The organism is Scandinavium sp. M-37 (assembly GCF_043558715.1).
In the GTDB taxonomy this organism is placed as follows: Bacteria; Pseudomonadota; Gammaproteobacteria; order Enterobacterales; family Enterobacteriaceae; genus Scandinavium; species Scandinavium vulneris_A.
This window is the reverse complement of record NZ_JBIGIN010000114.1, coordinates 1-463: the sequence shown is the minus strand read 5'-3', so window position 1 is coordinate 463 and position 463 is coordinate 1. Positions and strand designations below refer to the sequence as shown.

At 58.3% G+C, this 463-nt stretch carries 1 protein-coding gene; it reads left to right on the top strand.

The window, feature by feature from the left end:
- The coding region (locus ACG0Z5_RS23955; protein WP_394451682.1) for a sugar transferase at nt 1-463 on the top strand (463 nt) is incomplete at both ends.

Below are 463 nucleotides of genomic sequence, written 5' to 3'. Positions count from 1 at the left end.
ATCAACCGTGGCTCGGCTTTGAAGTGGTGGGCAGCTATCACGATCCTAAACCGGGTGGCGTCAATGCCGACTGGGCGGGCAATTATCAACAGCTGATCGACGATGCGCGCGCCGGGAAAATTGACAACGTCTATATCGCGCTGGCGATGCAGGAGGAAGAGCGGCTCAAAGATCTGGTGCACAAACTGGCGAACACCACCTGCTCGGTGATCCTTATCCCGGATGTTTTCACCTTCAATATTCTGCATTCGCGCATCGACGAAGTGAACGGCGTGCCGCTGGTGCCGTTGTATGACACCCCGCTGTCCGGCCTGAATCGCGTGCTGAAACGGGTGGAAGATATTGTGCTGGCCAGCCTGATCCTGCTGCTCGTCTCCCCGGTGCTGGCGTGTATTGCGCTGGCGGTCAAAATCACCTCGCCGGGCCCGGTAATTTTCCGCCAGACCCGTTACGGCATGGACGG